The sequence below is a fragment of the Desulfuromonas versatilis genome (assembly GCF_019704135.1).
Taxonomy (GTDB): domain Bacteria; phylum Desulfobacterota; class Desulfuromonadia; order Desulfuromonadales; family NIT-T3; genus Desulfuromonas_A; species Desulfuromonas_A versatilis.
Genome location: NZ_AP024355.1, coordinates 2,392,083 through 2,417,156, shown reverse-complemented (window position 1 = coordinate 2,417,156; position 25,074 = coordinate 2,392,083). Strand labels below are relative to the sequence as shown.

Below are 25,074 nucleotides of genomic sequence, written 5' to 3'. Positions count from 1 at the left end.
GCTCTCTGAAAAGCGCGTATTGGGATATCCGAAAACGCCAACCCACCGAAAACAAACACCAAAATTTAAAAACCTATTGCAAATAAAACATTGGTATAAATGTTGCTGATATAAGGATGGCAGACAGCTTATGGGAGAAGGCCGGTTAAGCCAGGACGGGAGGTAAATCATGGCACTCGAGCAATCACTGGGCTCCGCTTCCACATTGCCCCGCATCCGCATCGAACCCGCTCCGTCAACCGCGGGCATACATGCCCTTGGGCTGACTACGGGCCTGGTCGGACTATTCAGCGCCGGATTCTTTCCGGCGGATTCCAGGCTCCTGCAACTCGGCCTGGGTTGCGGGGCGCTCTGGCTGATCCTGGTCGGCTTGTTGGAATGGCGTCGCTGCAGCCTGTTGGGTGCTTGTGCCTTTACCTCCTACGGAATGTTTTGGCTGTCCCAGGAGGCGATGGTCCTGTTGCCGGCCAGCGGCCTGGGCAGGCCTCCCCAGGCTTCGTCCCTGGCGGCCTACCTGGCGATCTGGGCCATGTTCAGCATGTTCATGTTTCTCGGTTCGCTGCGCAACCATAGAAACCTCGCCGCGCTTTTCGGGATTCTGGCCGTCATGATCGTACTGGTCGCCATCGGCAAGGCCACCGGCAACCCGATCCTGGAAAAACTGGCAGGGCTTATCGGTCTTGCAGGCGGCGTCCTGGCCAGCTTCACCGCCCTGGACCGTCAGGTTTCCCCGGCCGCCAAGCCGCCATTGCAGGAGCCTTAGAGAAGATCTGGTACGTCACAGCGGCCCCGGGTCGAACCGTTATGACAATGGAGATTAACAAATATATTCAGGAGACAAGCCATGGGTGCGTCGAATAGTGAAAGTAGCGTGGGATACAAGGATATCGGCCGGGGGCCGGCGGTGGTTTTCGTGAGAGGCGAGCAGGCGGACCGAAGCAATTGGCTCGCCCATGTCGAAACCCTGGCCAGCCGTGGGTTTCGTGTGGTGACCCTGGACCCTGAGGCTTTCGAAGAAGCGGGGAGCAAAGCCCTTGGAGGAGGCTCAGGGGCCGAGCGGTTGGTGCGGCTCATGGATTACCTGGGGATCGGCCGGGCGGCCCTGGTCTGGACCGGCCGGGGTGAGGCGGTGGTCAAGGCCCTGATCAGCAGGTACCCCGGGCGGGTGGCCAGCATGGTTCCCGCCGGCGTGGCGGTCCTGGTGGAGGAGTTCAGCGCCAGGGTGGGGGGCGTGTTTCTTCCCGCCGAGATGCAGCGGGCGGCCGTTTAGGTTGAATGGGTTTGGTTGGAACAGCGAAAGCCCGCCGGGGTGGCGGGCTTTCGCTGTTTTTGCTTCTCAGTTATCCTCGAGCTGGCCAGCAATGGCCGTCATCACCCGCTCGACGATCTGCAGGTGGGTCTGCTTGTCGTCTTCCTGCCGGTAGAGGTCGCTGAAATCCAGCGCCGGCCCGAACACGACCCGGGCCGGTTGGCCGAAGCCGGGAAACTTCCAGCGGTTGAGGCCGCTGAGGGCTACCGGGATCACCACCGGGCGGGTATCGTAGATCAGTTTGCCCACCCCGCGGTTCCCCTTGCCGAGTTGGCCGTCCTTGTTGCGCGTCCCCTCGGGGAACAGCATCACCTTGTCGGTCTTCAGCAGGTCGTTGATTACCTTGCCGGCGCGCACATCGCGGCCGCGCCTCACCGGAAACGCCCCCCACGAACGAAAGAAAAAGCCGAGGAAAGGGTTTTTGAACAGCTCTTCCTTGGCGGGAGCCCAGATCATCTCCAGGGGCTGAGAGCGGGTCACCGCCCAGGGCAGAAAGACCGTCTCGTAGCCCGAGATATGGTTCGAGGCCAGCAGCACCCCGCCCTCGCGGGGAATGTTTTCGGCCCCGACGATTTCGAAGCGGTTCAGAACCGAAGCATAAAAACCCACCACATAGGTGGAGATGGTCACCCAGAGGCGACGCAGGATGGATGTGTTCACGCGGGATCTCCCTGTTGGCATTAAGTGGCAGGGAATATAGCATCCGCTGGAGATTGGGACAAGTGGCCATTGATCAGTGGACAGTGGACAGAATTACACTTCACAGACCACGGACCACAGACCACGGACCACGGACCACAGACCACGGACCACGGACCACGGACCACGGACTCCCAATAGACTTCCCCCTCGAAATGAGATATTTTGAACCGTCTTTCGAGGAGGATTATGGAACCCCAGCCTTTTTGCATCAAATGTGTTCTGGCCCGGGCAGCCGCCTTCGGGTTGTGGCTGGCCGCCATCGCCTGGCTTTCGCTCACCCCGCAACCGCCGCAGATCGACTACCCCCTGCTGAGCTGGGACAAGCTGCAGCACGCCTCGGCCTACGCCCTGCTGGCTTTTCTCGGGGGGCGCCTGGCAGCGCTGCTGGCTCGGCGGCGGCTGGTCGGCTGGTTGTTGGCCGCTGCGTTCTGCGCCCTGATTGGCGTCTCTTTCGAGGTCGCCCAGGCGCAAATGAATATCGGCCGGGTGCTCGAAGTGGGCGACATGGCCGCCAATGCCCTGGGGGCGCTGGCCGTTTTCGCCGGGGCCTGGATTTGGGCGCGGCTGCAGGGGAGGGCTTGGTGAGCGGCGGGGGAGGCGGCCTGGCAGACAGGGCCCTCGAACTAGCCTTTGCCGGGGCGACCATCCTGACGGTGAACAAGCGCCTGGCCCGCCACTTGCGCACCCAGTTCGACGAGCGGATGGCCGCCGCCGGGCGCGGCGCCTGGGAGACCCCGCGCATCGCCAGCCTTGACGCTTGGCTGCACGAAGCCCTTGCCGAGCTTGGGGAAGAGTGGCGGCTGCTCGGCAGCTTCGCCGCCCAGCGGCTCTGGGAGCAGGCCATCGAGCAGGACGCCGCAGGCAGCGCCCTGCTGCAGATCGGCGCCTCGGCTCGTCAGGCCATGGAGGCGCGCCGGCTGCTCGCCGAGTACGGCGGCGACCCGCGGCAGTTTCCGGCCACCGAGGATCACGCCGCCTTTTTGCGCTGGGAGGAGGCCTATCGCGGCCTGCTGCAGAGCGGCGGCTGGCTCGACCCGCCGGCCCTGCTCGGTTGCGTGACCCGCGCCGTTGCGGATGGGGCCCTGACGGTTCCGGATAAGCTCGCGCTGACCGGCTTCGATGAACTCTCGCCGGCCCTGGCCGAGCTCTGCAGCGCCCTTGCCGGGGCCGGCTGCCAGCTCAGCGAGATCCCCCCCGACCGGGAGCCCGCAGGGCGGCTCGGCCGGCTGCCCTGCGCCGATGCGCGCAGCGAGGTGCGCGGCGCCGCGCGCTGGGCGCGGCGCCTGCTGGAGACCGGTGCCGGGAGCATCGGCATCGTCGTCCCCAACCTCGACCGCTACCGGCCGCTCATCGAGCGCATCTTCCGCGAGGAGATCGACCCCGATGCCCAACTGCGCAGCGACGCCGGCGAGGATAAATTCAGCCTCTCCCTCGGCGCGCCGCTGGCCGAGCAGGGGATGGTGAGCGCCGCCTTCAAACTGCTCGGCGTCGGGGTGCTGCTCCCCCTCGACCAGGCCAGCCTGCTGCTGCGCTCCCCCTACCTGAAGGGCGCGCAGAGCGAGGCCGCCGCACGCGCCGGCGTGGAGGTCAGGCTGCGCAAAAAGGGCCTCGGCGAATTTCACCTCAACGCCCTGGTGGAGCTGGCCAAGGCCGAAGCCCCGGTCATGGCCGGCATTTTCCTCGGCCTGGGCAAAAACCTCGGCGAAACCCGCAAGCGGCAGCCCGGAGCCTGGGCCGGGCACTTCGCCGCCACCCTCAAGGCGGCGGGCTGGCCCGGTGAGCGGCCCTTGAACAGCCTCGACTACCAGCTGTTCCAGGCCTGGCAGGACAAGGCCCTCTCGGGGATGGCCGCCCTCGACGCAGTCTGCCCCCCGCTCGAGCGCAGCGCCGCCCTCGGGTTGCTGCGGCGGCTGGCCGCCGAGACGGTCTTCCAGCCCGAGGCCCCCGCCGGGCCGGTGCAGGTGCTCGGCGTGCTCGAGGCCGCCGGCCTGAGCTTCGACCATCTCTGGGTCATGGGGCTCGCCGAGGACGCCCTGCCGGCGCCGCCCCGCCCCAACCCGTTTCTGCCCGTCCCCCTGCAGGTCGCCCAGGGGATGCCCCACGCCGGGGCCGAACGCGAACGCTCCTTCGCCGAAAAGCTCGTCGCCCGGCTGTTCGCCGCCGCTCCCGAGGTGATCCTCAGCCACCCCGAGTGGGAGGGGGACTGCGAGCTGCGCCCCAGCCCCTTCGTCAGCGCCCTGCCGACGATCGATGTTCAAATGGCCCCGAGCCATGCCCCCGCCGCGCGGCTGCAGGCGGAGCCGGCCGCGCTGGAGCGGCTGCTCGACACCCAGGGGCCGCCGGTGGCCGTGGAAGGCCCGGTGCAGGGCGGCACCGGCCTGCTCAAGGACCAGGCCCTCTGCCCGTTTCGCGCCTTCGCCCACCACCGCCTCTGGGCGGCCGCTCTCGAATCACCCGAGGTCGGCCTCGACCCCGGCACCCGCGGCAACCTCGCCCACGCCGTCCTCGAATGCTTCTGGAAGCAGACCCGCAGCCACGCCGCCCTCTGCGCCCTGCCCGAAACCGAGCTTCGTCAGCGCGTCGAGACCTGCGTCGAGAGCGTGCTCGACGAGCAGCTCGGCGAGCGGAAAGGGGAGGGCGCCCTGGCCTTGCGGCAGATCGAGGGGCGGCGCCTGGCGGCCCTGGCCCTGGAGTGGCTGGGCGGGGTGGAACTGGATCGTGCGCCCTTTGTGGTCGAGGAATCGGAAAAGGAGCATTTCGAGAACTTCGGCGGGCTGACCATCCGCACCAAGGTCGACCGCATCGACGCCGCCGAGGACGGTAGCCGGTTGATCATCGACTACAAGACCGGCCGCCCCGATCTCGCCGACCTGCTCGCCGAGCGCCTGCTCGAGCCCCAGCTGCCGGTCTACGGCATCGGCGAGGGGGGCGAGCGGCTCGGCGCGGTGGCCTTCGGCGTGCTGCGGGCCGGCGAGTGCGGCTTCAAGGGGGTGGCCCGCGACGCCGGGCTGCTTCCCAAGGTCGACGCCTTCGCCGGCTCGAAAGCCGCCGAGAAAAACGCCATCGCCGACTGGGATTCGCTGCTCGCCCATTGGCGCAGTCAGCTCGATAAGCTCGGCGCCGAGTTTCTGGCCGGGGCCGCGGCCGTCGACCCTGTCGACCTGGTCAAGGCCTGCCGCTACTGCGACCTGGCACCGCTGTGCCGCATCACCGAAGCCCAGCCGCTCCCCGAGGAGGACGCATGACCGGCGCCGCCCCCGTCATCCCCGATGCCGCCGAACGCCGGGCCGCCATCGACCCGGCCGGCTCCTTCATCGTCCAGGCCCCGGCCGGCTCGGGCAAGACCGAGCTGCTGATCCAGCGCTTTCTCGCCCTGCTCGGCAGCGTGCGCCGCCCCGACGAGATCCTCGCCATCACCTTCACCCGCAAGGCCGCCGGCGAGATGCGCAAGCGCCTGCTCGAAGCCCTGGAGCGGGCCCTGGGCGAAATGCCGGAAAAGGCCCACGAGCGCCTCACCTGGAAGCTGGCCCGCGCCGCCCTCGACCAGGATGCCCGCTGCGGCTGGCGTTTGCTCGAGAACCCGGCGCTGCTCTCCATCCAGACCATCGACAGCTTCAACGCCTCGCTGGTGCGGCGCATGCCCTGGGTGACCCGCTTCGGCGGCGTGCCGCAGATCGCCGAGGCCCCCGAAGGGCTCTATCGCGCCGCCGCCGAACAGACCCTCGAGCGGCTCGGCTCGAGCCGCTCCGGCGCCGCCGAGGTTGGGCGCCTGCTGGCCCACATCGACAACCGCCTGGATTTGCTGCGCGACCTGCTGGTCGCCCTGCTGCAGCGCCGCGACCAGTGGCTGCGCCACCTCTACCGGGTGCGCGGCGCGGCTCCCCGCCAGGTGCTCGAAGAGGCCCTGGGCGAGCTGGTCGAGGGGCGCCTGCGCCAGGCCCTGGCCGCCTTCCCCCCGGGGCTGCAGCGGGAGCTGGTGACCCTGGGGCGCTACGCCGCCGGCCAGTTCGACCCGGACGATCCCCGGCCCCTGCGCGCCCTGGCGGATCTGCCGGCCTTTCCCGGGTCCGACAGCGCCGATCTGCCGGCCTGGCAGGGGCTCGCCGACCTGCTGCTCACCGGCAAGGGCGAGTGGCGCAAGCCCAAAGGGCTGAACAAGTCCGCCGGCTTTCCCACTGAAAAAGACGGGGGCGACCCGCAAATGAAGGCGGCCATGCAGCAGCTGCTCGATAGCCTAGAAGGGCAGAGCGAGCTTGCCGCGCTGCTCGCCGAGATCCGCGACCTGCCGCGGGCCGAGTACCCCGAGGAGCAGTGGGCGATCCTCGAGGCACTGGTCGAACTGCTGCCTTTGGCGGTGGCCGAGCTCTGGCTGGTGTTCGGCGAGCAGGGCGAGGTCGATTTCGCCGAAATCGCCCTCAAGGCCCTGGCCGCGCTCCAGGAGAACGAGCAGCCCAGCGAGTTGCTGCTCAAGCTCGACACCCGGCTCAGCCACATCCTGGTCGACGAGTTCCAGGACACCTCCTGGCTGCAGTACGAGCTGCTGCAGCGGCTCACCGAGGGGTGGACCCCCGGCGACGGGCGCACCCTGTTCCTGGTCGGCGACCCCATGCAGTCGATCTACCGCTTCCGCGAGGCCGAGGTCGGCCTGTTCCTGCGCGCCCGCGCCCACGGCATCGGCCAGGTGGCCCTGCAGCCGCTGCGCCTCCAGGCCAACTTCCGCTCCCGACAGGGGATCGTCGACTGGGTCAACGCCACCTTCGCCGGCATCTTCCCCGCCGCCGAAGACGAGGCCCGCGGCGCCGTCCCCTATTCGCCAGCCCACGCCATCCACTCGCCGCTCGCCGCCCCGGCCGTGGCGGTGCACCCCTTCGACGGCCGCGACGAGCTGGCCGAGGCGGGCAGGGTGATCGAGATCATCCGCCGCTGCCAGGCCGAGCACCCGGGGCAGAACGTCGCGGTGCTGGTGCGCTCACGCACCCACCTGCTCGAGATCCTGCGCGCCCTGCGCGCCGCCGGGCTCGCCTACAAGGCCCAGGACATCGACCTGCTGCAGGACCGCCCCGTGGCCCGCGACCTGGTCTCGCTCACCCGCGCCCTGCTGCACCCCGGCGACCGCCTGGCCTGGCTCTCGGTGCTGCGCGCCCCCTGGTGCGGGCTGGCCCTGGCCGACCTGCACGCCCTCTGCGGTGAGCAGCCCAAGCGCGCCATCCCCCAGTTGCTCGAGGACCCCGAGGTCCTCGGCTGCCTCTCCGCCGACGGCCGGGAGCGCGCCGGGCGTCTCAGCGCCATTCTCGCCAGCGGCGTCGCCCAACGCGGCCGCATCGGCCTGCGCCGGCTGGTCGAGGGGTGCTGGCTGGCCCTCGGCGGCCCGGCCTGCGTCGATGCCGCCGGGCTCGAAGACGCCGAAATGGTCCTCGACCTGCTCGACGATCTCGACCACGGTGGCGATCTCGCCTCCTTCGACGAGCTCGACCGGGGCCTGCAGCGGCTCTTCGCCGCCCCCGACGCCCGCGCCGGCGACGCCCTGCAGGTCATGACCATCCACAAGTCCAAGGGCCTGGAGTTCGACACCGTCATTCTGCCCGGCCTCGGCCGCCGCCCCCGCCAGGGCGACAAGCCGTTGCTGCGCTGGCTCGAGCACCCCGAGTGCGGCCTGCTGCTCGCCCCCATCGAGGCCCGGGGCGGCAACGGCAAAGACCCCATCTACGAAACCATCGGCCGCCTCGAGCGCGACAAGGAGGACCTCGAGGTCTCGCGCCTGCTCTACGTCGCCGCCACCCGCGCCAAGAGCCGCCTGCACCTGCTCGGCCACGCCGGGGCCAATGCCAACGGCGATTTCCGCGCCGACGCCGGCTCGCTGCTGGCCAAGCTCTGGCCCGCCGTGCAGGGGGCGTTTGTTTTCGCGGGGCCGGCGGAAGCGCCGGAGCCCGAGCCGGAGCAGAAACCCCTCCTGCCGATCCGCCGCCTGCCCTCCAGTTGGCAGCTGCCCGAACTGGTAGCCGCTCCCGTCAGCCTGGCCGCCGAAGCGGCCAAACCTTCGGCGGCCAGGGATTTCGACGCCGAGGCGGCGCTCTTCTCCGGCTGGGAGGCCGAGACCGGCCGCCACATCGGCACCGTGGTCCACGGCTGGCTCGAGCGCATCGCCCGCGAGGGGCTGCAGAGCTGGCCCGCGGAAAGGCTGAAGGAGATCGAGGTCCCGGTCCGCCGTAAGCTGGGCTCGCTGGGCGTGCCCGCCGCCGAGCTCGACGGCGCCCAGGAAAAAGCTTTGCGGGCCCTGGCCAACACCCTGGCCAGCGAGCGGGGCCGCTGGCTGCTCGCGGCGCGCGAAAGCGCGGTGTGCGAATACCCACTCTCCGGGGTGATCGACGGCAAACGGGTCCACGCCATCATCGACCGCACCTTCGTCGACGACGCCGGGGTGCGCTGGATCATCGACTACAAGACCAGCGCCCCGCCCAAGGGGAAGGAGAGGTCCTTCGTCGATGAGGAGGTGGAAAAGTACCGCGGGCAGCTCGCCGCCTACCAGGGGCTGTTCCGGGCCCTCGAGCCCACACGGCAGTTGAAGGCAGCCTTGTATTTTCCGCTGGTTGACGTTTTTGCTGAAGTCGGTGGGTGACAGGGCAGGGGGAGAGGTGGGTGAAGTGGTTTTTATCTTTGACATTGTAGTCTGAAAGGATTATTAAATTAAGATCTTGTAAACACCTCAAGGGAGCCGCGAGATGTTCGCCCGCAGACTTTGAATGAATAAGACCGCCCGGAGAAGTTGGATGCTTCTGGGCGGTTTTTTGTTTTTGGGGAATGGGGGAGTGTGAGGGGGGGGCGTGAGGGCTCGCTGCATGTTCAGAGTCACGCAACAAGACAGGATTGGTCAGATTGCCATGGAAAAGGCTTGCCCCTAGAGCGGATGTGCAGAGGCGGAGGTGTTGAGGGCGGAGGCTTCTTCTTGCGGTACTGATTTTACCACCCAAATGAGGCCTTTAAGCCCTGTAAACCGCTACTTTTGGGGTATTAAACTATTTATTTCAGGCATATATCGTGGGTCGACCCCGCCTGTCCCAGCTGTTATAGCTCAATTGGAGGAATTTAAATATGAGCTCTGGAAAATATTACATTCAAGACAACTATATCTATGGTCCAAAGGAATCCGGCAAATTCTATATTCAGGGTGATTATATTTATGGCCCAAAAAATGGCGGAAAATATTACATTCAAGATGGTTACATATATGGCCCACTAAAAAGTGGAAAATTTTACATTCACAATGACTACATTTATGGCCCTTCAAACGAGGAGTTGCCTTGGCTTGAAGATTGAAAAAAGTAATATAAATTGTCATATAAAATAGGGAAATCCGCACACGATCGCTTCATTATGGCATTATTAATGTGGTGGAATGGTCCTTATCCTTCAGTAATCACATTGACTATTTCAATGGATATGAATATGTTGAAGTCTTCTCAAGTTTTTACACCAGGTGCTTTTCCAGTCCATACTTTCGTAGATGATCATTTAATCGAAAAAAAAGAACAGCTTCTTGATACACTCGATATGGGATCAATGTTGATCTCTATTTCTGGGCCATCAAAATCAGGAAAAACGGTTTTTGTCGAACAATGCTTAGGGCGAGAAAGCCTAGTTCAGGTTACTGGAGCTGGGGTTGCCAAACCAGAGGATCTGTGGTTAAAGGTTTTCGATATTTTGGGAACTCCTATTTTAGAGTCAAACTCGACAACTTCCAGTAGCGGTGGAAAAGTTGCTGGTTCTGGTCAACTAGAGGGCAACGCAATATTCGCTAAAGGAAAAGCTGGGGTGACTGTTGAGTCTTCACGTTCCGATAGTGAGACCACATCTTCTAGTTTTTCAGTCGATTGTTTGCAGCTTTTGATCAGAGAGTTGGCAGGAACTGACTTTATCGTATTTATTGATGATTTTCACTACATACCCAAAAGCACGCAAAGTGAAATTGCGAAACAGATTAAAGAAGCTATTCGACAAGGCGTAAGATTTATATGTGCATCAGTACCTTATCATTCAGATGATGTTATTAGAGGTAACCCAGATCTCCGGGGGAGGGTTTTTTCAATCGATTTTGAGTATTGGGGAAATGAAATTCTCAAAAAAATTGCATACAAAGGGTTTCCAAGGCTAAATATTTCATACAGAAATACCGCCATAGACGTTCTCTCAAGCGAGGCTGCGGGGTCGCCTCAATTGATGCAGTATCTCTGCTTGAATGCATGTTATGAACTTGGGGTCCGTGCTTATTCTGACGGTCTTATTGAGCTAATAAATGACAAAGAAATGTTACGGAAGGTGTGTCGTAGGACCGTCCTGTCTACGGACTATGGATCTATAGTTGAAAAAATGAAAGAAGGTCCAAAAACAAGAGGTTCTGACAGGCTTATTCACCAAACAAAATATGGGTGGGATGGGGACGTTTATCGGCTTCTCGTCAAAGCATTATCTCTTGACCCACCCACTCTAACTTTTCGATACACACCACTCAATGAACGAATTGTCGGCATGTGTAAAACGGCAGGGCCTAGCGGGTCAAGCATTATCGGTGCTTGTGAGCATTCAGCAAGAATTGTAAATGATGCTGCCTTAGACCGAATTGTGGAGTGGGACGGTGAGAATGATGTGTTCGATATACGAGACCCTTACTTCCTGTTTTTTCTTAGATGGTCAGACATAACTGACAACTAGATTTGTATACGGGGCTGGCCAAGTTAACTATTGAAATGACAAGAAAAAACCCTTGTTTTTTTCGGAAATCGAGGCTGTGGGCCTGATTTTGGCCCCAAAAATCGGGCTATAGCTCTTGAAAAGGGGTTATTTGCTTTGGAATTATATGGAATATCAACTTTTTAACTTGGTCCGACCCCGCTAGACCCCAGGGGTTCGAGGAAAACCCCGCGATATTTTTCAATGTGGGGAAGCATTTGTGCTCCGCGAGGCAGAGGAAAACTATGGGCCCGATTTTGGCCCCAAAAATCGGTCTATAGCTCCTGAAAAGGGGTGATTTTCTCTGGAAGTATATGGAGTATCAACATGTTAACTTGGTCCGACCCCGTTAGTCCGGGCATTGGGAATAATTAGCGTGGTCCGACCCAGATAGCCGCCTGTTATAGCCGGGCGGTTGCATGGTTATTGACTATTTTCGGGAGGGGTGTTCATGAGCTGCCTTCCTCCGACTGCAGCTCTGCAACACTATGAAATAAGCATGAAAATAATTTGTCCAGACTGCCAAAAAGAAAACAATATCGTGGTTACTGGTGGCACGAATTGTCAACACTGCGAGAAACCTCTTGATGGCTACAAATTTATCAAGCCTTTAATTCCTGCTTTTTTGCTTTTCGCTTTAACCTTAACAGGGGCTCGAACTTACGAACATTATACCGAAGACAACAGGTACCCTACAAAAATCGAATATGCTCTTATTGATCAATGTGTATCTTCCTACAATAGACCTATTGGAATTAGTACTCTGATTACCAAAAGAGATCTATGCATTAATGCCCTCGAGAAAACGCAGGCCGATTTCTCATATTCTGAATTCAAAAAGGATCAAAAAGGTTTTATGATTAATTTTCGTCAGAATGCATTGGCTGGTTTGCTTGAATAAAAAAGGGAGCAGGCCTTTGGCCTACTCCCTCAGGGCTGGGAGGCCCCTTGTTAATCTCCTAAATAATCTTCGTTGTTTGGATTGTGGGCGTCAGCCCAGTCATCCATATCCGCATCGTTGTTGGGGTTGTTAATATCCGACCAAAGATCGAGTTCAGCTTGACTCATACCATCGGTGTTCGGCATTTTGACCTCCCAGTCTTTGAATTATTTTTTGGTGTTTTTTGTTGCGGCCTTTTGTACTCGTGCTGTGAAAGACCCCTTTAAAACTTTTCCTCCACCTTTTTTTGCCTGCGTACTTTGAATCCTTGCGGCGGCTTCCGGGGTCATCGGTGTTTTCGATCGCTTTACCATAATGCCTCTCCTTTCTTGGGTGTTTTCGCCTCCCAGCTTGAGGAGAGTCTACAAAAGGCACTAGGGACAAACGGGGACAAGCATGAGCAAAAATGAAGTTTTTGAAAAGCAGGCCGAAATAAAAAGATGGCTTAAAAAAATAGGCCTAAGCCAAAGTCAATTTGCTGAGTTATTTTATGATGAGCACCATGCTACCTCACTCAAGGAAGAGGTTGACACGTATAAGGAAAAATTTAAAAAACATTTAAATAGGCCTTCCACAAAAATTGAATTGCTTGAAAGTTATTTAAACTTTCTATTTACCACCGAAAAATTCCGAGAAGGTGGGTTTTTTAAACCACAAAGTACCTCTGACGATATCCTTAATCAAGAAATCATGAAGTTGATGAAAAAAGTATCAAAAGAATTGACCGAAAAAATTTCATAAAACAATTAGACACATAGAAACAAGGGGCCTCTCCCGGTAAGGTAGGCATCTCGACCTAACTGGCGGTGTCGTTGGTGGGCGGGGTGGTCGAAATGACAATCGAAAATTGCTGTCTGGCGTATATCGACTTGAATATGGTAAGGGCTGGGGTGGTGCAGCACCCAGGGCATTGGGAACATGGCGGCTACCAGGAAATCCAAAACCCTCGAGACCGATATGGGATTATCGATCACCAAGGCCTGATGCAATTGTGCGGGTTTTCGAGCCCCGGACAGTTTAGGGAGAGCTATCGGCGGTGGGTAGATGCCTTGCAAGGGGCCGGGGGTTGCTACAGGGAGGGCTGCTGGACAGAGAGCGTCGCAGTGGGCAACTCGGAATTTGTGACGCCCGGGAATAAGCCCGGGTCGGACCAAGTTAACTACCCGAAATAACACGAAAATAACTTGAATTTTCACCTGAAAAAAGGGCTATGGCTCGATTTTTTGTGGCAAAATTGGGCCCATAGCAAATCATGACGATTTTTTGGAAGCACCCCGGAAGGACATCCCTGTGCCCAGAGCGAATCGGCATTTCCTCCCTGGCCACATCTGGCACATCACGCACCGATGCCACAAGAAGGAATTTTTGCTGAAGTTTTCTCAGGATCGGGGTGAGTCCGGGTCGGACCAAGTTAACTGCCCGAAATAAAACGAAAATAACCCGAATTTTCACCTAAAAAAAGGGCTATTAACTCCGGGTCGGACCAAGTTAACTACTTGAAATGAAACGCAAAGAATCCGTATTTTTACTTGAAATCGAGGCTATGGGCCCGATTTTGGCCTCAAAAATCGGGCTATAGCTCTTGAAAAGGGGTGATTTTCTCTGGAATTGTATGGAATATCAAGGCTTTGACTTGGTCCCATCCCGATAGCGTAATGTTAGTCATTCAGAATCAACAGCTCAGCTTTGTCCAACCCCAGAGGCCTCGAGGGGTTTTTCTACAGCCTCGTTATGTAAGCCCGGGTCGGACCAAATTAACTACCCGAAATAAAACGAAAATTACCCGAATTTTCACCTGAAAAATGGGCTATGGCTCGATTTTTAGCGGCAAAATTGGGCCCATAGCAAATCATTACGATTTTTTGCAAGCACCCCGGAAGGACATCCCTGTGCACAGTTTGAGTCCGGGTCGGACCAAGTTAACTACCTGAAATAAAACGAAAATAACCCGAATTTTCACCTAAAAAAAGGGCTATGGCTCGATTTTTAGCGGCAAAATCGGGCCCATAGCAAATCATGACGATTTTTTGCAAGCACCCCGAAAGGACATCCCTGTGCCCAGAGCGAATCGGCATTTCCTCCCTGGCCACATTTGGCACATCACGCACCGATGCCACCAGAAGGAATTTTTGCTGAAGTTTTCTCAGGATCGGCAACGCTACATTCAGTGGCTATACCAGGGACGAAAACGGTTCGGTGTTAGCGTCCTGAACTACACGGTAACCTGCAATCATGTGCATTTATTGGTCAAAAATGATTGCAGCGAAAACAATATCCCAGCGCTGATGCAGCTAGTTTCAGGACGGGTAGGGCAAGAATACAACCAGCGCAAAGGCCGCAAGGGAGCATTTTGGGAAGACCGTTACCATGCCACGGCGATTGAATCGGGGCCGCACCTGACAAGGTGCCTCACCTATATCGATTTGAACATGGTACGTGCCGGAGTTGTTAAGCACCCCGCCGAGTGGCCCCATGGAGGGTATCAAGAAGTTTACGGGACTCGGCGGCGCAACACCGTCCTTGACCTTGACGCACTCTTGGATGCGCTTGAACTCTCCTCCGTAAGTCAATTAAGAGAGGTTTACCGAGACTGGATCGACGAAGCCCTGCTCACTGAGGATGGACTGCGGGAAGAACACTGGACTCGGAGCATTGCTGTTGGAAGCTCTGATTTTATTCGACAGACCCAAGCGGCACTTGGTGCTCGAGGAAAACCCCGCGATATTTTTCAATGTGGGGAGGCATTTGTGCTCCGCGAGGCAGAGGAAAACTATGGGCCCGATTTTGTCCCCAAAAATCGGCCTATAGCTCCTGAAAAGGGGTGATTTTCTCTGGAAATATATGGAATATCAACACTTTGAGTTGGTCCGACCCCGATAGCCCCGAAGCGCACCGTGGCCTTGGCCGCTGCGGCGAGCTGCTGGCGAAAGGGCTGAACGGCGCGCTCTACGGTGCGCAGGGAGACCTCAATGCCATGGAGACGGGCAAGGTCCTGACGGACCACGTCGGCATTGCCCCCGTGCTGGACAAAGCTCTTCTCCAGCCAGTCCTCCAGACCATCGAGGGTTTTGCTCCTGACGGGTGTGCGATAGGCGTTCCAGTCGCCCTGTCGCAGGTAATTCTTGACGGTGTTCTTGCTGACGCCCAGTTCCCGGGCGATTCTCTTGGCCCCCCAGCCAAGTTCATGCAGCCGCAACATCACGGCCACGTCATCAGGTGTCTGCATGAGGTCCCTCGTCTGTCCAGAATCAAAAACGGGGACCATGTATCTCATGTTTTGCATGCTTCCTCCACGTCGGGAGGGGGTCAAATCCTGATGTCGTTAGGGGGTCAATTTACCGTGTCGCCTGACAGGTGTTAGCGTCCTGAACTACACGGTAACCTGCAATCATGTGCATTTATTGGTCAAAAATGATTGCAGCGAAAACAATATCCCAGCGCTGATGCAGCTTGTTTCCGGACGGGTAGGGCAGGAATACAACCAGCGCAAAGGCCGCAAGGGAGCATTTTGGGAAGACCGTTACCATGCCGCGGCGATTGAATCGGGGCCCCTCCTGGCAAGGTGCCTCACCTATATCGATTTGAATATGGTACGTGCCGGAGTAGTCAAACACCCCTCCGAGTGGCCCCATGGAGGGTATCAAGAAGTTTACGGGACCCGGCGGCGCAACACCGTCCTTGACCTTGACGGACTCCTGGGGGTTCTGGAATTCTCCTCCGTAAGTCAGTTAAGAGAGGTTTACGGAGACTGGATCGACGAAGCCCTGCTCACTGAGGATGGGCTGCGGGAAGAGCACTGGACTCGGAGCATTGCTGTTGGAAGCCCTGATTTTATTCGACAGACCCAAGCGGCACTTGGTGCTCGAGGAAAACCCCGCGATATTTTTCAATGTGGGGAGGCATTTGTGCTAGGCGAGGCAGAGGAAAACTATGGACCCGATTTTGGCTTCAATAATCGGGCTATAGCCCTTGAAAAGGGGTAATTTTCTCTGGAATTATATGGAATATCAACACTTTGACCTGGTCCGACCCCGTTAGATAGTGATGCAGATTCGTTAGCCTATGCATAAAAAAAATATAAAAATCTATCAGAGGGCCTCAAAAAACTTTTAGAAACAAATTTTTATCAATTACCAAAGAGGTGACAAGTGAGTAAAGTAACCTGTAAAAAATGCAATAAAGCAGTAGTGGGTGAAGGGAACTTTTGCAAAAACTGTGGAACTTCCCTGGCCATAAAAAAACAAAAAAAATCAAAAAAAAGGCTGATTGTTATGGCCGCGGTTTTATTTGTCTCGGCCGTAATGCTCGAACAACTTAAAGTCACAGATACTTCTGCACAAAAACTTACAACAAGCACGACAAGTGGCGCTCGAATCCCATACAAAGATCTACTTGCTGACAATATCAATGATGAACGAATTTCTACATTTCAGGGGTGGGATATAGGCAAGAAAATTCATAATAAATATGGCTTTCAAAGTTCACAAAAAGTACTTTTTGATCCAAAAACCTTAATTTTCAAAAGCAAAAACAATATAGAAAAATTTTTAGGGAAACCGGTTTTTAAAGATGATAATACATTTAAGTACAAAACTGACTATGGCTTCATAACGGCAAATTTTTATAATAAAATATGCTATGAAATAAAAGTTGAATTTAATTCAAACTTTACAAGCTATGTTGATGTTTTAAAGGCCATAAATGTTGAGCGTTTGAAAAAACCATTTGGTGTAAATGATGCCACATTGAAATACGACGATAACCTTGGTAATGGCATTATTAAATACTGTGAAAAAAACAATTGCATTGGAAGCATAATGGTTCATTTGCCAAATTCTAATACAGAAAACAAATGGGCCATTACCCTTTTTGGTGTTGAAAATTAATAATAAAATAAATTCGGCTAACAATCGGGTTAGTGGACAGATGACTCAGCCCTGCTTCTCGGTGAAATCCGTGCAGTTTGCAGCCAAATATTGCTGCCACAAACCCAAACCGTTAGCTTTTGAATTAAACTTATTTTGATTTTTTATTACAGACCATAGTGGAGGTAAATCATGAAAAATTGGTTCGATGAAAAAACAGGCCAAGTGAAACCTGAGTCTTTTACAGCCTTTGATATTGCGATTTCTAGTCGTTATGGAAAAGCATATGAAATAATTGAAATGCTAAATTTTTCACAACAAATATCAAGAAAAAATATGGCCCATTATGTGAAAAGTATTTTTTATGATTCTAAAGGCTGTATCTGCAATTTTGAACTCGAATCAACAGTAATAAATGGTGGTCAAATTTCTTCACAGCTTCTAGATATTGCAAGAAATACAATCAGTCAGTTCATGTGGTTTGACAGGGTTGAGGTTGGACTTGAACCTGACGAAGAAGGCTGATGTATAAAAAAGCTAACACAAGCATGTGTGTCCGGGTCGGACCGAAAGCGCCGGTAAAAGCCGGTAAAGAGTAAGGGGTGCAAGTCCCCGCATAGTAAAGGCTAGCGACTAGCTATGGCCTCGAGTCATGCGTCGGCTCTCCGCGAGGTGGGCGGCGAAGCGTTGACAGAGGGCGTGCAGGCCCGGCTATTGAGCTCCGAAATCACCTGTTCCGGGTTGCCGACCTTGTGGTCCGAGGGGGAAGGCAGTACGGTGCGCTGCGCAAACGCAAGTGGCACATCGGACCCGCGGAGTCTGAGAACCAGCGCATGTACGCAAGCTCTTTGCACGGAAACCGGGAGATCCTAGAGGCGGCCGATCGTAATCCGGCGGTCGGTCCGGTCGGGGAAGGCCAAGAGGCCGAGCACCCGACATGCACGTCTCTGGGAAGTCGGACGAAGGCGTAGTATCGTTGAAGCGGACGAACAAAGGTGTTCAACCAGAAACGCTTGGCCAATCACCGGCGGAGTCCGTGGAGAAAAGGCCTTCGGCCAAAGGGAACCCTATCCAGGCGACCGTGACCGGCACACAGAGGTCGGAAGCAACGTCGAGCGGCTTGGCTAGGGTACGAGAAGCAGCGAAGCGGGACAAGGAACTTCGCTTTACCAATTTACTGCATCACATCAGTGTCGAACAACTCCACGCGGCCTACCTCACTCTCAACCGGGGAGCGGCCACCGGAGTCGACGACATGACGTGGGGGGAGTATGGCGAGGGTTTGGAAGAGCGCCTCGCGAAACTCCATGATCAACTTCATGGTGGACGGTATCGGGCCAAGCCGAGCAAAAGGACCTGGATACCCAAATCCGACGGGCGACAACGGCCCATCGGCATTGCCGCCTTGGAGGACAAGATTGTACAACAGGCATTGGTGGGAATCCTTCAACTGATCTACGAGGAGGACTTTCTCGGTTTCAGCTACGGCGCCAGACCGGGACGAAACCAGCACAACGCACTGGATGCGATCTACGTCGCGATCAAGCAGCGGAAGGTGAACTGGGTTCTGGATGCGGATATCCGCGGATTCTTCGATAACCTCGATCATGGGTGGTTGATGAAGTTCGTGGAACACCGTGTCGCCGACAGACGAGTTCTCCGGCTGATTCACAAGTTCCTACGAGCCGGAGTCTCCGAAGACGGTAAGTGGTCCAAGACAGTGGTGGGGACACCACAAGGGGCCGTGATATCGCCTCTACTAGCGAATATCTACTTGCACTACGTCTTGGACCTCTGGGTGAACTGGTGGAGAAACCACCATGCACGCGGCGAAGTCTACATCGTGCGCTATTGCGATGACTTCGTCATGGGAGTCCAATACCCGTCGGATGCTAAACGTTTCCATGATGAACTTCGGAAGCGACTGGGCAAATTCGGATTGGAACTCCACGACGACAAAACCCGGTTAATCGAATTTGGCCGTTTTGCCGTCCAAAACCGCAAAAACCGTGGGGAAGGGAAGCCAGAAACGTTCGACTTCCTTGGATTCACTCACATCTGCTCTGAACGCCGAAAGGACGGAAAATTCCAGCTTCTACGAAAAACGATCGGGAAACGCCTTCGCGAAAAGATAAAGAAGGTCCGTCAGACCCTGCAACGGCATCGGCATAAGCCGATTCCAGAATTAGGGAGATGGCTACGATCGGTGGTGCAGGGACACTTCAATTACTACGCCGTCCCTGGAAATCGAGAAGCCTGTGATGCCTTCCGAACGCAAATCGGTTTTGCATGGTTGCGAGCACTCCGTAGCCGAAGCCAGAAAGGCAAAAGCCTAACCTGGGAACGTATGCAAAGAAAGATGATGAGAAGATGGATCCCCACAGCGCGGGTGCTGCACCCTTACCCGGATCAACGCTTCTGCGTCTGACCTAGGGCAGGAGCCCAGTGTGGTAGTTCTGCACGCTGGGATCTGTGCGGGGGGTGCCGGGTAACCGGCATTCCTGCCGCGACAAGTTAACTGCCTGAAATAAAACGAAAATAACCCGAATTTTCACCTAAAAAAAGGGCTATGGCTCGATTTTTAGCGGCAAAATTGGGCCCATAGCAAATCATTACGATTTTTTGCAAGCACCCCGGAGGGACATCCCTGTGCACAGAGCGAATCGGCATTTCCTTCCTGGCCGCATTAGGCACATCACGCACCGATGCCACAAGAAGGAATTTTGGTTGAATTTTTTCCGCAGACCCAAACGGCATTTGGTTCCCGAGGATAGCTCCGCGATATTTTTCAATGCGTGGAGTCATTCGTGCTACGCGAGGCAGAGGAAAACTATGGACCCGATTTTGGCCTCAAAAATCGGGCTATGGGTCCTGAAGAGGGGTGGTTTTCTCTGGAATTGTATGGAATATTAAGGCTTTGACTTGGTCCGACCCCGATAGCGCACCCCGAAAGGACATCCCTGTGCCCAGAGCGAATCGGCATTTCCTCCCTGGCCACATCTGGCACATTACGCACCGATGCCATAAGAAAGAATTTTTGCTGAAGTTTTCTCAGGATCGGCAACGCTACATTCAGTGGCTATACCAGGGACGAAAACGGTTCGGTGTTAGCGTCCTGAACTACACGGTAACCTGCAATCATGTGCATTTATTGGTCAAAAATGATTGCAGCGAAAACAATATCCCTGCGCTGATGCAGCTTGTATCCGGACGGGTAGGGCAAGAATACAACCAGCGCAAAGGCCGCAAGGGAGCGTTTTGGGAAGACCGTTATCATGCCACGGCGATTGAATCGGGGCCGCACCTGACAAGGTGCCTCACCTATATCGATTTGAACATGGTACGTGCCGGAGTAGTCAAACACCCCGCCGAGTGGCCCCATGGAGGGTATCAAGAAGTTTACGGGACCCGGCGGCGCAACACTATCCTTAACCTTGACGCACTCCTGGGAGCTCTGGAATTCTCCTCCGTAAGTCAGTTGAGAGAGGTTTACGGAGACTGGATCGACGAAGCCCTGCTCACTGAGGATGGACTGCGGGAAGAGCACTGGACTCGGAGCATTGCTGTTGGAAGCTCTGATTTTATTCGACAGACCCAAGCGGCACTTGGTGCTCGAGGAAAACCCCGCGATATTTTTAAATGTGGGGAAGCATTTGTGCTCCGCGAGGCAGAGGCAAACTATGGACCCGATTTTGGCCTCAAAAATCGGGCTATGGGTCCTGAAGAGGGGTGATTTTCTCTGGAATCATATGGAATATCAACACTTTGACCTGGTCCGACCCCGTTAGAATGATTTTGGCCCCAAAAATCGGCCTATAGCTCCTGAAAAGGGGTGATTTTCTCTGGAAGTATATGGAATATCTGAAGTGGTCTACTAACCCCGGACACCAACTAAGGTGGTATATTGAGCCACCTTCAAGGAGTGTTCAGAGTTATGGGAAGACGGACCTTTACCAAAGAGTTCAAACGCGAAGCCGCCGGACTTGTTGTGGATCAGGGCTATTCAATAGCCGAAGCCTGTCGTGCGACAGGTGTCGGGTCAACGGCCATGAGCCGCTGGGTTAAACAGCTTCAGGGCGAATATGGCGGAGTGACACCGAAAGCACAGGCGTTGACACCCGAGCAACAACGAATCCAAGAGCTAGAGGAACAAGTCAGAAAACTGGAAAGAGAGAAATCGATCCTAAAAAAGGCTACCGCTCTCTTAATGTCGGACGATCTAAAATCTTCGCGCTGATCGACCACTTAAGGGAGCATGGAAACGTCCAGCAGCTGTGTTCATTATTGGAAATTCCCCGTTCGAGCTATTACGACTATCGGGATCGCCGCAAAAAAATTGATGTCGAGCGTTTGCGGTTGCGCGCTAAAGCTACTGAAATATTCAACAAAAGTCGCCAGTCCGCAGGCAGCCGAAGCATTATGAGCAAGCTACGCCAAGACGGTGAAATTGTCGGGCGCTTTAAAGTTCGGCGGCTGATGAAAGAAGCTAATCTCGTCAGTAAACAACCCAGGCCACCCGCCTACAAAGTGGCAAAAGTTGAGAGGCCGGACATACCGAATCACTTAGATCGACAGTTCGATGTTCAGCAGCCAAACCAGGTCTGGTGTGGCGATATCACTTATGTCTGGGCACAAGGGCGATGGATATATCTCGCCGTGATCCTGGATCTGTACAGCCGCCGAGTCGTTGGTTGGAGTCTGTCTGAAAAAGTCGATGCCGATTTAACTATTGCGGCACTTGACCATGCTTACCAGTTGCGCGGGCAGCCTACGGCTGTGACGTTTCACTCAGATCAAGGCTGTCAATATGCCAGCAAATCATTTCGCCAACGCTTATGGCGTTATCGGATAAAACAGAGCATGAGCCGGCGGGGCAACTGCTGGGACAACGCACCGATGGAGCGTGTGTTTCGCAGCTATAAAAGTGAATGGATGCCTTCAGCCGGTTACACATCTTTCGATGAGGCCCAAAAGGATATTGGCCGATATCTTATGGATTATTACAACTGGTACCGCCCCCATCAGAGAAATGGCGGGCGTGCTCCTGCTGTCGCGGAAAAAAATCCTATTTTACTGTCCGGAAATAGTTGACCACTTCAATCAACATGTTAACTTGGTCCGACCCCGTTAGTCCTTAACCTTGACGCACTCCTGGGAGCTCTGGAATTCTCCTCCGTAAGTCAGTTGAGAGAGGTTTACGGAGACTGGATCGACGAAGCCCTGCTCACTGAGGATGGACTGCGGGAAGAGCACTGGACTCGGAGCATTGCTGTTGGAAGCTCTGATTTTATTCGACAGACCCAAGCGGCACTTGGTGCTCGAGGAAAACCCCGCGATATTTTTAAATGTGGGGAAGCATTTGTGCTCCGCGAGGCAGAGGCAAACTATGGACCCGATTTTGGCCTCAAAAATCGGGCTATGGGTCCTGAAGAGGGGTGATCTTCTCTGGAATCATATGGAATATCAACACTTTGACCTGGTCCGACCCCGTTAGATACCGTTAGATACGTTAGTCACCTTAAATTGTTTGATGCAGAAATGAAAAATAAAGCACAATACGAAATAATTTTTGAAATTGTACGAAGTGAAATTATCAAATGGGACCCCTACGAATTAATTCAAGGTGGAGCACCAGATGATGAATTTGACCAAGAAATAGCGCAAATAGTTGCAAAATTAGAAAATATCACACTAGAAAATGACTTAAAAACTATCATCGCAGGCATCTTTAGCAAAACCTTCGAATCTGAGCACTTCACTCCCATTGAATGTGGGGACGTTGCAAATAAAATCGAAAAATCATTAAGTAAAATAAAATGCATCTAATCTAGTAGCCGGGGGTTTTTCTCCCCTAGCCCCCACACCAGCTGGCCATAGGTGGCCGGGCCGGACCAAGTTAACTGGCCGAAATAACACGAAAAATTTCAGAATTTTTTCCGTAAAACGTGGCTATAGCGCGATTTATAGGGCCAAAATCGGATCAATAGCCAAACATGACGATTTCTTGCAAGCGCCCCGAATGTGTTAGCGTGGTCCCGATAGGCCCGAAAGCCCACCCAATAACCCCCGAGCTAACCACAAGGGGCACTGGAGAAAGAGTTAAATCAATGACAATCCTTGTTGTCGGAGGAACCGGGGCGACCGGACGGTTGCTTGTTTCGGAACTTCTCGAACGGGGGCAGAACGTCAAGGTGATTCTACGATCGGCAGATAAGTTGCCTGAGAACGTTAAGAATCACAAGCGCTTGTCCATAATCCAGGCAAGCGTATTGAGTCTTAGCGACGCTGATCTGACCCTGCATGTCAAAGGGTGTGCTGCGGTAGCGTCGTGTCTTGGGCACAACCTGACTTTTCATGGCATATTCGGTCCCCCTCGCAGGCTTGTGACCGATGCAACTCGCCGTTTGTGCAATGCCATCAGAGCTAACAAGGCAGAAGTGCCAACCAGGTTTGTGTTGATGAACACAGCCGGCAACAGCAACCGCGATCTTGACGAGCCGATTTCCTTCGCCCAGCGATGCGTCATCGGGCTTCTTCGGCTGCTGCTGCCTCCGCATCTGGACAACGAGAAGGCTGCGGACTACCTGCGGATCAATATCGGCCCGAGTAACGAGGCGATCGAGTGGGCTGCGGTTCGCCCCGACAGTTTGATCAATGAGACCGAGGTCAGTCCCTACGAGGTGCATCCCTCGCCGACCAGAAGTACGATATTCAATGCGGGTTCAACCAGTCGGATCAACGTTGCCCACTTTATGGCTGATCTCATCACCGATGATGAAATATGGAGCAAGTGGAAGGGGCAGATGCCCGTGATCTACAACAAGGGGCATTAGTATGGATGGGGGCCTGACCAAGTTAGTGTGGTTTGGGGTCGGACCGCGGTAACTTATAGTTATCAAATGAAAAATTGATAAATCACACCATTTATTCACCCCTAAATGCCCCTTTTCGGGGGCAAAAAGGGCACTTCAAATAAGCAAGAGCCAACCGGCATTTTATGATAGTTGACCACTTCAGTCTGACCTCATGATCCTTTTTTTGAGGGACATGGACCATTTTTTCGGAACAGAAAGGAGATGAATGTCATGGAGTTTTTCAAGTGGAAAGACCAGTTCAGCGTTCAAATTCCCGAAATGGACATTCAACATCAAAAGTTTTTCTTTCTTTTGAACCAGATTCACCAGTTTAACGAGGAAAAACGAAACAATTCAGAATTTCTTGAAGGACATTTCAGGGAATTGTTTGCCTACGTGGTGACTCATTTCGATGACGAGGAAAAGTTATTGGAGCAGACCGGTTATGAGGGGTTAGCCTTGCAAAAAAAGCAGCACAAGTATTTTAAAGAGCAATTAGTCCAACTTCGCGATCAGCATTTCAAAGGAAATGCAGCAGTGCCCCAAAGCGTCCTGAATTTCATGCGGGACTGGTTTTTAAATCACATCCTTGAAGTAGATAAGCAGTACGGGGACTATTTCAAAAATCAGTAACAGTTGGTCCAGAGTGGGGAGGCCTCTTCTTACGGAGCTGAATTTGGCACTGAACTGGGCCTTTTACGCACATAGGATAGCTATCTTTGGGATGTTTAACGCTTCATTCCAAGCTGTTGGCGTGGTCCGACCCCGATCGAGAAATCGGCGGATGACGGGGCAGGGGAGTCCGGCAGCTTATCTGTCATCTGACATCGAAGTCCGAAAGGAAAAGAAAAAACCCCGCCTGCCGGGCGGGGTTTTTTGCTTCCCCGTTAATGCTTGGCTGACCGCATCGGTCCTCCATTTACCTTGATGGAGACGGGGTTGCTGATGATGTCGAAGACCGGCGAGCGTTTCTGGGCAAGCTGAATCAGCTCGTCGATCGTGGACTGGTCAGCATCGGCATCGACTCTGAAGTTGACATTGATGTTTTTGTAGCCGTTGCGGACCTTGTCGGACAGGCCCAGGAATCCCCTCAGGTCGAGTTCCCCGTCGAGGTCCGATTCGACCGCACGCACAGTGATCCCTCGCGCTGCTGCGTGGTAGACCAGGCTGGTCGTCAGGCAACTTGCCAGGGCGGACAAGGCAAGTTCGACCGGGTTGGCGCCCATGTCTTTGCCCAGGAGCAGGTCGGGTTCATCGGCATGGATGTGGAAATCGCGTTGATGGGTCAGGTCCTGCCTGGCCCCGTAGAAGTCGTGAATGGTCGTTTCGGTGTGGCCGCCTTCGTCCCAGCGGTTGGTGGCCCTGAAGCGGAAAGAGGCTATGCCGGGGTCGCCTTTGATGGCGTCGATGGTGCTGGCTAGCCTATCGACGTCAACGCCGTTGATTTTTCCTGTTGCCATCATGGTGAATCTCCTTTCTGAAGTTCTTTGGGTGGTACACCCCAATTATAAGGCGGGCAGGCTGCTGAGGGTTAGTTCGGGGCTGAAAGTGGGCTTCTTGGTGGAGGGACGGCCTTTCGGTAGGATGGGGATCGGGCTCTTTTCGTTTGTGTGGATATTCAAAGGCAAAAGCCCCGCTGGAAGGCAGGGCGATATAAACGCCCCGAAGAGGGGAAAAAAT

The 25,074-nt window shown here is 55.3% G+C and carries 24 protein-coding genes and 1 pseudogene; 20 read left to right on the top strand and 5 right to left on the bottom strand.

The window, feature by feature from the left end; genetic code table 11:
- Window positions 1–169: 169 nt before the first annotated feature.
- Together DESUT3_RS10865 and DESUT3_RS10860 are read left to right on the top strand one after the other, a co-directional pair.
- Window positions 170–763 carry an acetate uptake transporter gene (locus tag DESUT3_RS10865; RefSeq protein ID WP_221248502.1) on the top strand — a complete coding sequence of 198 codons (594 nt, stop codon included), beginning with the start codon at window positions 170–172 and terminating at the stop codon, window positions 761–763.
- A gap of 81 nt (window positions 764–844) precedes the next feature.
- Entirely contained in the window at window positions 845–1,270 is a 426-nt protein-coding gene (locus DESUT3_RS10860; RefSeq protein WP_221248501.1) for an alpha/beta hydrolase, read from the top strand.
- Window positions 1,271–1,336: 66 nt separating this feature from the next.
- On the opposite strand, the gene DESUT3_RS10855 is transcribed toward DESUT3_RS10860, so the two are convergent.
- Window positions 1,337–1,969, bottom strand: a complete 633-nt coding sequence (locus DESUT3_RS10855; RefSeq protein ID WP_221248500.1) for a lysophospholipid acyltransferase family protein — start codon at window positions 1,967–1,969, stop codon at window positions 1,337–1,339.
- A 228-nt stretch (window positions 1,970–2,197) separates the two neighbouring features.
- Here DESUT3_RS10855 and DESUT3_RS10850 point away from each other — a divergent pair, with 228 nt between their 5' ends.
- The 6 genes from DESUT3_RS10850 (at window position 2,198) to DESUT3_RS10825 (ending at window position 11,636) form a co-directional block, all read left to right on the top strand.
- A complete protein-coding gene (locus DESUT3_RS10850; RefSeq protein ID WP_221248499.1) occupies window positions 2,198–2,596 on the top strand; it encodes a VanZ family protein in 399 nt (132 codons plus the stop codon).
- Window positions 2,593–5,256 carry a PD-(D/E)XK nuclease family protein gene (locus tag DESUT3_RS10845; RefSeq protein ID WP_221248498.1) on the top strand — a complete coding sequence of 888 codons (2,664 nt, stop codon included), beginning with the start codon at window positions 2,593–2,595 and terminating at the stop codon, window positions 5,254–5,256. The genes DESUT3_RS10850 and DESUT3_RS10845 overlap by 4 nt, the downstream gene beginning before the upstream one ends.
- A complete protein-coding gene (locus DESUT3_RS10840) occupies window positions 5,253–8,627 on the top strand; it encodes a UvrD-helicase domain-containing protein (RefSeq protein ID WP_221248497.1) in 3,375 nt (1,124 codons plus the stop codon). The genes DESUT3_RS10845 and DESUT3_RS10840 overlap by 4 nt, the downstream gene beginning before the upstream one ends.
- A gap of 473 nt (window positions 8,628–9,100) precedes the next feature.
- The gene (locus tag DESUT3_RS10835; protein WP_221248496.1) at window positions 9,101–9,325 is read left to right on the top strand and encodes a hypothetical protein; all 225 of its coding nucleotides are present in this window, start codon (window positions 9,101–9,103) and stop codon (window positions 9,323–9,325) included.
- 57 nt (window positions 9,326–9,382) lie between these two features.
- Entirely contained in the window at window positions 9,383–10,717 is a 1,335-nt protein-coding gene (locus DESUT3_RS10830) for a hypothetical protein (RefSeq protein WP_221248495.1), read from the top strand.
- 469 nt (window positions 10,718–11,186) lie between these two features.
- Window positions 11,187–11,636: a hypothetical protein gene (locus DESUT3_RS10825; protein WP_221248494.1), complete on the top strand. Its 450-nt coding sequence runs from the start codon at window positions 11,187–11,189 to the stop codon at window positions 11,634–11,636.
- 50 nt (window positions 11,637–11,686) lie between these two features.
- Here the strand turns inward: DESUT3_RS10825 and DESUT3_RS21145 are convergent, their stop codons facing one another.
- Both DESUT3_RS21145 and DESUT3_RS10820 read right to left on the bottom strand, forming a co-directional pair.
- Window positions 11,687–11,821, bottom strand: a complete 135-nt coding sequence (locus DESUT3_RS21145) for a hypothetical protein (RefSeq protein ID WP_264082170.1) — start codon at window positions 11,819–11,821, stop codon at window positions 11,687–11,689.
- A 21-nt stretch (window positions 11,822–11,842) separates the two neighbouring features.
- A complete protein-coding gene (locus DESUT3_RS10820) occupies window positions 11,843–11,989 on the bottom strand; it encodes a hypothetical protein (protein WP_221248493.1) in 147 nt (48 codons plus the stop codon).
- Between the two features lie 82 nt (window positions 11,990–12,071).
- On the opposite strand from DESUT3_RS10820, the gene DESUT3_RS10815 reads away from it, so the two are divergent.
- From DESUT3_RS10815 to DESUT3_RS10810, 3 genes and pseudogenes are all read left to right on the top strand, one after another.
- Window positions 12,072–12,416: a helix-turn-helix domain-containing protein gene (locus DESUT3_RS10815; protein ID WP_221248492.1), complete on the top strand. Its 345-nt coding sequence runs from the start codon at window positions 12,072–12,074 to the stop codon at window positions 12,414–12,416.
- 549 nt (window positions 12,417–12,965) lie between these two features.
- Window positions 12,966–13,064 (top strand): annotated as a pseudogene (locus DESUT3_RS21320) (transposase); the annotation flags it as partial.
- 665 nt (window positions 13,065–13,729) lie between these two features.
- Window positions 13,730–14,500, top strand: coding sequence for a transposase (locus DESUT3_RS10810; RefSeq protein WP_225911482.1), 771 nt, complete (start codon window positions 13,730–13,732; stop codon window positions 14,498–14,500).
- Here the strand turns inward: DESUT3_RS10810 and DESUT3_RS10805 are convergent.
- Window positions 14,446–14,949 carry a helix-turn-helix domain-containing protein gene (locus tag DESUT3_RS10805; RefSeq protein WP_221248490.1) on the bottom strand — a complete coding sequence of 168 codons (504 nt, stop codon included), beginning with the start codon at window positions 14,947–14,949 and terminating at the stop codon, window positions 14,446–14,448. The genes DESUT3_RS10810 and DESUT3_RS10805 overlap by 55 nt on opposite strands.
- 73 nt (window positions 14,950–15,022) lie before the next feature.
- Between DESUT3_RS10805 and DESUT3_RS10800 the strand changes: the two genes are divergently transcribed.
- The 9 genes from DESUT3_RS10800 (at window position 15,023) to DESUT3_RS10760 (ending at window position 24,027) form a co-directional block, all read left to right on the top strand.
- Window positions 15,023–15,658, top strand: coding sequence for a transposase (locus tag DESUT3_RS10800; RefSeq protein WP_221252524.1), 636 nt, complete (start codon window positions 15,023–15,025; stop codon window positions 15,656–15,658).
- A 165-nt stretch (window positions 15,659–15,823) separates the two neighbouring features.
- Entirely contained in the window at window positions 15,824–16,561 is a 738-nt protein-coding gene (locus tag DESUT3_RS10795) for a hypothetical protein (protein ID WP_221248489.1), read from the top strand.
- A 171-nt stretch (window positions 16,562–16,732) separates the two neighbouring features.
- Window positions 16,733–17,065: a hypothetical protein gene (locus tag DESUT3_RS10790; protein WP_221248488.1), complete on the top strand. Its 333-nt coding sequence runs from the start codon at window positions 16,733–16,735 to the stop codon at window positions 17,063–17,065.
- Between the two features lie 412 nt (window positions 17,066–17,477).
- Window positions 17,478–18,968: a group II intron reverse transcriptase/maturase gene (gene ltrA / locus DESUT3_RS10785; RefSeq protein ID WP_221248487.1), complete on the top strand. Its 1,491-nt coding sequence runs from the start codon at window positions 17,478–17,480 to the stop codon at window positions 18,966–18,968.
- 534 nt (window positions 18,969–19,502) lie between these two features.
- Entirely contained in the window at window positions 19,503–20,273 is a 771-nt protein-coding gene (locus DESUT3_RS10780; RefSeq protein ID WP_221248486.1) for a transposase, read from the top strand.
- A 201-nt stretch (window positions 20,274–20,474) separates the two neighbouring features.
- Window positions 20,475–21,631, top strand: a protein-coding gene (locus DESUT3_RS10775) for an IS3 family transposase (RefSeq protein ID WP_221248485.1) whose coding sequence is annotated in 2 segments (ribosomal slippage) — window positions 20,475–20,724 and window positions 20,724–21,631 — 1,158 coding nt in all. Because the reading frame shifts where the segments join, the coding sequence is not laid out codon by codon here.
- A gap of 447 nt (window positions 21,632–22,078) precedes the next feature.
- The gene (locus tag DESUT3_RS10770) at window positions 22,079–22,366 is read left to right on the top strand and encodes a DUF1871 family protein (RefSeq protein WP_221248484.1); all 288 of its coding nucleotides are present in this window, start codon (window positions 22,079–22,081) and stop codon (window positions 22,364–22,366) included.
- A 281-nt stretch (window positions 22,367–22,647) separates the two neighbouring features.
- Window positions 22,648–23,373, top strand: coding sequence for an NAD(P)-dependent oxidoreductase (locus DESUT3_RS10765; RefSeq protein WP_221248483.1), 726 nt, complete (start codon window positions 22,648–22,650; stop codon window positions 23,371–23,373).
- 252 nt (window positions 23,374–23,625) lie between these two features.
- Window positions 23,626–24,027, top strand: coding sequence for a bacteriohemerythrin (locus DESUT3_RS10760; RefSeq protein ID WP_221248482.1), 402 nt, complete (start codon window positions 23,626–23,628; stop codon window positions 24,025–24,027).
- 254 nt (window positions 24,028–24,281) lie between these two features.
- On the opposite strand, the gene DESUT3_RS10755 is transcribed toward DESUT3_RS10760, so the two are convergent.
- The gene (locus tag DESUT3_RS10755; protein WP_221248481.1) at window positions 24,282–24,857 is read right to left on the bottom strand and encodes an OsmC family protein; all 576 of its coding nucleotides are present in this window, start codon (window positions 24,855–24,857) and stop codon (window positions 24,282–24,284) included.
- Window positions 24,858–25,074: the final 217 nt, after the last annotated feature.

Excerpts from the sequence above, each read along its gene's own strand:
- DESUT3_RS10835 (WP_221248496.1), top strand. The coding sequence starts at position 9,101 with ATGAGCTCTGGAAAATATTACATTCAAGACAACTATATCTATGGTCCA.
- ltrA (WP_221248487.1), top strand. The coding sequence starts at position 17,478 with ATGCACGTCTCTGGGAAGTCGGACGAAGGCGTAGTATCGTTGAAGCGG.
- DESUT3_RS10860 (WP_221248501.1), top strand. The coding sequence starts at position 845 with ATGGGTGCGTCGAATAGTGAAAGTAGCGTGGGATACAAGGATATCGGC.
- DESUT3_RS10840 (WP_221248497.1), top strand. The coding sequence starts at position 5,253 with ATGACCGGCGCCGCCCCCGTCATCCCCGATGCCGCCGAACGCCGGGCC.
- DESUT3_RS10825 (WP_221248494.1), top strand. The coding sequence starts at position 11,187 with ATGAGCTGCCTTCCTCCGACTGCAGCTCTGCAACACTATGAAATAAGC.
- DESUT3_RS10805 (WP_221248490.1), bottom strand. The coding sequence starts at position 14,949 with ATGAGATACATGGTCCCCGTTTTTGATTCTGGACAGACGAGGGACCTC.
- DESUT3_RS10815 (WP_221248492.1), top strand. The coding sequence starts at position 12,072 with ATGAGCAAAAATGAAGTTTTTGAAAAGCAGGCCGAAATAAAAAGATGG.
- DESUT3_RS10770 (WP_221248484.1), top strand. The coding sequence starts at position 22,079 with ATGAAAAATAAAGCACAATACGAAATAATTTTTGAAATTGTACGAAGT.
- DESUT3_RS10760 (WP_221248482.1), top strand. The coding sequence starts at position 23,626 with ATGGAGTTTTTCAAGTGGAAAGACCAGTTCAGCGTTCAAATTCCCGAA.
- DESUT3_RS10865 (WP_221248502.1), top strand. The coding sequence starts at position 170 with ATGGCACTCGAGCAATCACTGGGCTCCGCTTCCACATTGCCCCGCATC.
- DESUT3_RS10765 (WP_221248483.1), top strand. The coding sequence starts at position 22,648 with ATGACAATCCTTGTTGTCGGAGGAACCGGGGCGACCGGACGGTTGCTT.
- DESUT3_RS10830 (WP_221248495.1), top strand. The coding sequence starts at position 9,383 with ATGGCATTATTAATGTGGTGGAATGGTCCTTATCCTTCAGTAATCACA.
- DESUT3_RS10755 (WP_221248481.1), bottom strand. The coding sequence starts at position 24,857 with ATGATGGCAACAGGAAAAATCAACGGCGTTGACGTCGATAGGCTAGCC.
- DESUT3_RS10820 (WP_221248493.1), bottom strand. The coding sequence starts at position 11,989 with ATGGTAAAGCGATCGAAAACACCGATGACCCCGGAAGCCGCCGCAAGG.
- DESUT3_RS10790 (WP_221248488.1), top strand. The coding sequence starts at position 16,733 with ATGAAAAATTGGTTCGATGAAAAAACAGGCCAAGTGAAACCTGAGTCT.
- DESUT3_RS21145 (WP_264082170.1), bottom strand. The coding sequence starts at position 11,821 with ATGCCGAACACCGATGGTATGAGTCAAGCTGAACTCGATCTTTGGTCG.
- DESUT3_RS10850 (WP_221248499.1), top strand. The coding sequence starts at position 2,198 with ATGGAACCCCAGCCTTTTTGCATCAAATGTGTTCTGGCCCGGGCAGCC.